The sequence below is a fragment of the Streptomyces sp. S3(2020) genome (genome assembly GCF_013044505.1).
Classification (GTDB): domain Bacteria; phylum Actinomycetota; class Actinomycetes; order Streptomycetales; family Streptomycetaceae; genus Streptomyces.
Window position 1 is genome coordinate 1 of the sequence record NZ_JABERD010000348.1, and the last position, 6,302, is coordinate 6,302.

Annotated in this window: 6 protein-coding genes, 1 pseudogene and 1 riboswitch; of the genes and pseudogenes, 4 read left to right on the top strand and 3 right to left on the bottom strand. The window is 70.3% G+C overall.

The genetic code is table 11. The annotated features are described in order from the left end of the window. The first annotated feature begins 26 nt into the window (after positions 1–26). Positions 27–554, top strand: coding sequence for a hypothetical protein (locus tag HLK59_RS47140; RefSeq protein WP_171147843.1), 528 nt, complete (start codon positions 27–29; stop codon positions 552–554). Here the strand turns inward: HLK59_RS47140 and HLK59_RS47145 are convergent. Beyond that, entirely contained in the window at positions 532–1,128 is a 597-nt protein-coding gene (locus HLK59_RS47145; RefSeq protein WP_171147844.1) for a DUF1707 domain-containing protein, read from the bottom strand. The two genes, HLK59_RS47140 and HLK59_RS47145, sit on opposite strands and share 23 nt — an antisense overlap. A 103-nt stretch (positions 1,129–1,231) precedes the next feature. On the opposite strand from HLK59_RS47145, the gene HLK59_RS47150 reads away from it, so the two are divergent. Together HLK59_RS47150 and HLK59_RS47155 are read left to right on the top strand one after the other, a co-directional pair. After that, positions 1,232–1,627, top strand: coding sequence for a helix-turn-helix transcriptional regulator (locus tag HLK59_RS47150; protein ID WP_171147845.1), 396 nt, complete (start codon positions 1,232–1,234; stop codon positions 1,625–1,627). A 98-nt stretch (positions 1,628–1,725) separates the two neighbouring features. Further along, entirely contained in the window at positions 1,726–2,145 is a 420-nt protein-coding gene (locus HLK59_RS47155) for a TOBE domain-containing protein (RefSeq protein WP_171147846.1), read from the top strand. A 77-nt stretch (positions 2,146–2,222) separates the two neighbouring features. Here HLK59_RS47155 and gcvP read toward each other — a convergent pair whose 3' ends face one another. Beyond that, complete coding sequence (gene gcvP / locus HLK59_RS47160; RefSeq protein WP_171147847.1) at positions 2,223–5,108, bottom strand: aminomethyl-transferring glycine dehydrogenase; 2,886 nt, start codon at positions 5,106–5,108, stop codon at positions 2,223–2,225. Between the two features lie 174 nt (positions 5,109–5,282). Continuing rightward, positions 5,283–5,379: riboswitch (glycine riboswitch) on the bottom strand. Between the two features lie 131 nt (positions 5,380–5,510). Here gcvP and HLK59_RS47165 point away from each other — a divergent pair. After that, on the top strand, positions 5,511–5,888 hold the full coding sequence (locus tag HLK59_RS47165; RefSeq protein WP_171147848.1) for a PRC-barrel domain-containing protein: 378 nt from the start codon (positions 5,511–5,513) through the stop codon (positions 5,886–5,888). On the opposite strand, the pseudogene HLK59_RS47170 reads toward HLK59_RS47165, so the two are convergent. After that, positions 5,804–6,302 (bottom strand): annotated as a pseudogene (locus tag HLK59_RS47170) (DNA polymerase IV); the annotation flags it as partial. The gene HLK59_RS47165 and the pseudogene HLK59_RS47170 sit on opposite strands and share 85 nt — an antisense overlap.

Consider the following 6,302-nt stretch of genomic DNA (forward strand, 5'->3'; position numbering starts at 1 on the left):
CCCCCATCTCGCCCTACCGTCGACTCATGCGACCGAGCGGACGGAGCAACCCCCCACCCCCGGCCGGCGACCGCCACTGGCGCGGCACCGTCCGACTGGCGGCCGGCCTCGCCCTCACCTTCGCCGCCCTGACCCTGTTCGTCGACTGGGACATGGGCACCCTGACCCTCACCCGCGCCCTGCTCTGGCTCACCCTGGCCGCCACGGTCTTCGCGGTCCTCTTCCCCCAACGCATCACCGCAGGACCGGGCTGGCTGGACGTACAGGGCCTCGCGGGCCACCACCGGGTCCACACGGACGCCCTGGTGTCAGTGCAGCTCTACGGCCAGATCTCCGCGCACCTGATCCTCCGCGACACCCACGGCAACCGCCTGGAACTCGACCCCCGCGTCCTGACCGCCAACCCCTTCCTCTGGCACGAACTGGACGCAGGCGTACGCCACTCCCTCGAACACGGCACCCTGCGCCAGAGCACGGACGCCCTACGCCACCTCGGCCAGGAGATCGACGACGAGACCGCCCTGTCGGTACTCAGAGCGTCCGGGATCTCCTGAGGAACCCCCGCCGCCCCCGGGCCACGACCTTGCCGTACCTCAGCCGCCCGCCGATCTCCACCCGCAGCACGACAGCCGTGCCCGCGTCACCGGCAGGCCGCGTCTTCACCTGGGCGTACTCGACGACGAGCGAGTCGGTCTCCACCACGACACCGGGCCGCGTCACCAGCCGCAGCGTCCCGCCCCGCATGTCGAGGTCGACGTACAGCGTGTCGTACGTGATCACCGCGTCGGTGAAGTCGAGCGTCACATCACCCCAGGAGGACTCGACCTCCAGCCGCCGGGGCACCGCCCACCCGTCGCCCCGCACGGCCGACCCGCCCTGCTGCTCGATCCGGACGACGTCCTTGACCTCGCCGGCCACGTCCGCGGGAAGATCTGCCGTCAGCCCGGCCAGCTCCCCCAGCGTGCGGGCGGACAGAGCGGACTCCAGTCGCTCGTCGAGTTCCTCGGCCGTCAACCGCCCGTCCCCCGCCGCGACGCGCAGTACGTCCACGACCCGGTCCCGGTCCGCATGCGAGGCCCGCAGCCCGACCGGTGCGTCCCCGCCACCCCGCGCCAACTCACCCGACATGCCTCACTCCGATCCCCGGCGACCGACTAAAGCTATATCGCGTTATACCCAACGCTCAACCCCACACCCTCCGTTCCCCGTTGATACCCCTATCGTGATCCGCATGCAGTCGTACACGATCGGCCAGGCAGCCCGGCTCCTGGGCGTCAGCCCCGACACCGCACGCCGCTGGGCGGACGCGGGCCGGATGGCGACCCACCGCGACGAGGGCGGGCGCCGGCTCATCGACGGCCAGGACCTGGCCGCGTTCTCCGTCGAGCTGGCCAGGGGCGACACCGCCGACGAGGAGCCGTCGTACACCTCGGTCCGCAACGCCTTCCCCGGCATCGTCACCGCGATCAAGCTCGGTGACGTGGCCGCCCAGGTCGAGATCCAGGCCGGCCCGCACCGCCTGGTCTCCCTGCTGACCCGCGAGGCCGTCGAGGAACTGGGCCTGGAGGTCGGCATGGAGGCCACGGCCCGCGTGAAGTCGACGAACGTACACATCGACCGCACCTGAGACCCACCGACCCCGGCACACGGCACACGGGCCACAGCGAAGGCGGCGCAAACACCCGCATACCCGGCACAAGACGTGAACGCCCTTAAGTTGATGCCATGACTCTGAGCATCCGCAACCAACTCCCCGGCACCGTCACCGAGGTCACCCCCGGCGAGGTGATGGCCACGGTCAAGGTCCGCCTCTCCGGCGGCCAGAACCTCACCGCCGCGATCACCAAAGAGGCGGCCGAGGACCTGGCCCTCACGGCGGGCTCCGCCGTACGCGCCCTCGTGAAGTCGACGGAGATCTCCCTGGCCACGGGCCGCGTCGAGGGCCTCTCGATCCGCAACCGGCTCCCCGGCACGGTCACCGGCGTCACCACCGGCCCCGCCATGGCAGCCGTCAAGGTGACGGTCGACGGCACCGAACTGACCGCCGCCATCACCAAGGACGCCGCCGAGGACCTGGCCCTCACCGCCGGCACCCCCGTCGTAGCCCTGATCAAGTCGACCGAGGTCTCCCTCGCGACCGAGTGACCCACGCGGGCACAGCGCACACGGCCGGTACAAAAAGATGGGCCCCGCCGGAAGCGGGGCCCATCTCGACAACCGGCTCAGTCCTCGTAGGCGTCCAGCGGCGGGCAGGAGCACACCAGGTTCCGGTCACCGAAGGCCTGGTCGATCCGGCGCACCGGCGGCCAGTACTTGTCCGCGACCGACACCCCGGCCGGGAACACGGCCTCCTCGCGCGTGTACGCGTGCTCCCACTCCCCGCCGAGCGCGCGGGCGGTGTGCGGCGCGTTCCGCAGCGGGTTGTCGTCCGCGGGCCACGCGCCGGCGCCGACCTTCTCGATCTCCGCGCGAATCGCGATCATCGCGTCACAGAACCGGTCGAGCTCGATCAGGTCCTCGGACTCGGTCGGCTCGATCATCAGCGTCCCCGCGACCGGGAACGACATCGTCGGCGCGTGGAACCCGTAGTCGATGAGCCGCTTGGCAACGTCGTCGACGCTCACCCCGGTCGCCTTGGTCAGCGGCCGCAGATCGATGATGCACTCGTGCGCGACCAGCCCGCCGGGGCCGGTGTAGAGCACGGGGTAGTGCGGCTCCAGCCGCTTGGCGATGTAGTTGGCGCCCAGGACCGCCACCTGCGTGGCGCGCTTGAGCCCTTCACCGCCCATGAGCCGGACGTACGTCCATGAGATCGGCAGGATCCCCGCGGAGCCCCACGGCGCGGCCGAGATCGGCCCGACACCCGTCTCCGGCCCGGCCTCGGGCTGCAACGGGTGGTTGGGCAGATACGGCGCGAGGTGCGCGCGCACACCGACCGGCCCGACGCCCGGACCGCCACCGCCGTGCGGGATGCAGAAGGTCTTGTGCAGGTTCAGGTGCGAGACGTCCCCGCCGAAGTGGCCCGGCTTGGCAAGCCCCACCAGGGCGTTGAGGTTGGCGCCGTCGACGTAGACCTGCCCGCCGGCCTCGTGCACCTGCGCACAGATGTCGGCGACATGCTCCTCGAACACACCGTGCGTCGACGGGTACGTGATCATCAGCACCGACAGCTCGTCGCGGTACTGCTCGATCTTCGCCCGCAGATCCTCGACGTCGATCTCGCCGTCCTCGGCGGTCTTCACGACGACGACCTTCATCCCGGCCATGACCGCGCTGGCGGCGTTGGTCCCATGGGCGGAGGACGGGATCAGACACACGGTCCGCTGCTCGTCACCATTGGCCCGGTGGTATCCGCGTACGGCGAGCAAACCCGCCAGTTCGCCCTGGGACCCGGCGTTGGGCTGGAGCGACACCTTGTCGTATCCGGTGACCTCGGCGAGCCGCTCCTCCAGCTCGTGGATGAGCGTCAGATAGCCCTGCGCCTGCTCGGCGGGCGCGAAGGGGTGCAGCTGTCCGAACTCGGGCCAGGTGACCGGCTCCATCTCGGTGGTCGCGTTGAGCTTCATGGTGCAGGAGCCCAGCGGGATCATGCCGCGGTCCAGCGCGTAGTCCCGGTCGGCGAGCCTGCGCAGGTAGCGCAGCATCGCCGTCTCGGAGCGGTACTGGTGGAAGACCGGGTGCGTGAGGTACTCGTCGCCGCGCAGCAGCGCGGCCGGCACGGCGTCCTCGGTGACGGTGTCGAGCGCTTCGACGTCACCCTCGACCCCGAACGCGCTCCATACGGCGCTCAGCTGGGCCCGCGTGGTCGTCTCGTCGCAGGCGGCGGAGACCCGGTCGGCGTCCACGAGGTGCAGGTTGACGCCGTTCTCCCGTGCGGCGGCGACGACCTCGGCGGCCCTGCCCGGCACCCGGGCGGTCACCGTGTCGAAGTAGGCGCCGTGCACGATCTCGACACCACCGGCGGTGAGCCCCGCGGCGAGGATGCTCGCGTAGCGGTGGGTCCGCCGCGCGATGTCCTTCAGCCCCTCGGGTCCGTGGTAGACGGCGTACATCCCGGCCATCACGGCGAGCAGCACCTGCGCGGTACAGATGTTGCTGGTCGCCTTCTCCCGCCGGATGTGCTGCTCGCGGGTCTGCAGGGCCAGCCGGTACGCCTTGTGCCCGTCGGCGTCCACGGAGACACCCACGAGCCGACCGGGCAGGCTGCGCGCGAACTTCTCGTGCACCGCCATGTAGCCGGCGTGCGGCCCGCCGAAGCCCATCGGCACACCGAAGCGCTGTGTGGTCCCGACCGCGATGTCGGCCCCGAGCTCACCGGGCGACTTCAGCAGCGTCAGCGCGAGCAGGTCCGCGGCGACGGTGACCAGCGCTCCGAGCTCGTGCGCCTGCTCGATCAGCGGCTTCACATCCCGTACGGCACCGGAGGCGCCCGGGTACTGGACGAGCACACCGTTGATCTCACGTCCGGCGATGTCGGCCGGGATACCGTCGCTGAGGTCGGCGACCACGACTTCCACGCCGGTCGGCTCGGCACGGGTCTCGATCACGGCGATGGTCTGCGGAAGCGCGTCCGCGTCGACCAGGAACAGCCCCTTCTTGTTCTTGCCCATGCGCCGGGACAGGGACATCGCCTCGGCGGCCGCCGTGCCCTCGTCGAGCAGCGAGGCACCGGAAGTGGGCAGTCCGGTCAGTTCGGCGACCATGGTCTGGAAGTTGAGCAGAGCCTCCAGCCGTCCCTGGGAGATCTCGGGCTGGTACGGCGTGTAGGCGGTGTACCAGGCCGGGTTCTCCATGACGTTGCGCAGGATGACGGGCGGCGTGAAGGTCCCGTAGTACCCGAGTCCGATCATGGAGCCGAGGACCTGGTTCCGATCGGCGAGCGAGCGGAGCTCGGCAAGCACCTCGGCCTCGGTGCGGGCACCGGGCAGGTCGAGGTCATCGGCGTTCTTGATCACATCCGGCACCGCGGCGGCGGTGAGCTCGTCCAGCGAGCCATAGCCGACCTGCGCGAGCATCTTGGCCCGCGCCTCCTGGTCGGGCCCGATGTGGCGCTGCTCGAAGGGGATCCCCTGCTCGAGCTCGGTGAGCGGCGTGCGATGGGCGGTCATTACGGAGGCCTCCTGGTCTGACACGACCTGCGAGGGGCACCACGGCACGGGTACCCGGACGGCCTCCCCCTCTGTCATCTCAACCTGAGAGCTTCACCGGGGCGCACGAGGGCGCCCGGCTTTCACCGTCGGTGAGAGCGGAAGCCGTACTCCCGCTCTGCTTTCCAGAGTGGCCTCGTCTGTGCGGTACGTGTGCCTGAGAGATTCCGGGGAGGATTTGCTCCTTCGGCGCCTCCGAACGGTGTCCGGAGGACTCTCCCGCACAGGGTCGGCAGCCGCTTGTCAGCCTAGCAGCGAGGTCAACGCGGATCCCTCGAGATCCCCTCGAGTGGCCACCTCCCCCAATGTGCTCTTTCGTAGTGCTTACGGATGCGTTGCGAGTCGCGACCTAGTGGAGGGCCCGTGCATACCGACATCGATCCTCGGAACCTGATCGGCCGCAAGGCCTTCGACCGCCACGGCACCAAGATCGGCACGATCGACGAGGTCTATCTCGACGACGCGACCGGGGTGCCGGAATGGGCGGCCATACGCACCGGCCTCTTCAGCAGGGACGCCTTCGTCCCCCTGGAACCCAGCGAACTCCTCGAAGGCACCCTCCGGGTCCCCTTCGACCGCGCCCTCATCAAGGACGCCCCGGACTTCGGCGTGGGCCGCCACCTGTCGCCCGACCAGGAACTCCAGCTCTACCACCACTACGGCCTGGACGTGGCCCCGGCACCCCCCTTCCCAGACCGGGACTTCGGCAAGCTGGCGGGCACGGAGGACGCGGAGGCCTGAGGCAGCGGGCACCGCACCCGACAACGAAACCGTCACGGCTGGTGCGGGTGGGAACCCACATCCGGCCGAAGGCCGGACGCCCCACACACAACCGGCACGAGCGGCAACGGCTCAGCCACAACCAGCGCGGCATCGTCCACCGAAAACGTCCGCACCCGCCCCGGCGACGAATCCGGCGTCTCGAACCGCACGGTCACCCGTCCCAGCCCACTCCCCTGCACCCACCCGTGCCCGAACTCGTCATGCCGCACATCGTGCCCCGAGACCCACCGCCGCTCGACAGGCGCCGCCACCGCCACCTCTCCCCCTTCCTCCTGCGGCTCCTCCTCCTCGAGCTCCCGCTCCCCCGCGGCCTGCGCGAACAGAGCCTCCTGCGTGTATTCGGCAAGCCCGCTCACCCCGACCCCCAGCAAC

Bases quoted from the DNA above. Each gene is read 5' to 3' on its own strand.
- HLK59_RS47140 (WP_171147843.1), top strand. From the start codon at position 27: ATGCGACCGAGCGGACGGAGCAACCCCCCACCCCCGGCCGGCGACCGC.
- HLK59_RS47145 (WP_171147844.1), bottom strand. From the start codon at position 1,128: ATGTCGGGTGAGTTGGCGCGGGGTGGCGGGGACGCACCGGTCGGGCTG.
- HLK59_RS47150 (WP_171147845.1), top strand. From the start codon at position 1,232: ATGCAGTCGTACACGATCGGCCAGGCAGCCCGGCTCCTGGGCGTCAGC.
- HLK59_RS47155 (WP_171147846.1), top strand. From the start codon at position 1,726: ATGACTCTGAGCATCCGCAACCAACTCCCCGGCACCGTCACCGAGGTC.
- gcvP (WP_171147847.1), bottom strand. From the start codon at position 5,108: ATGACCGCCCATCGCACGCCGCTCACCGAGCTCGAGCAGGGGATCCCC.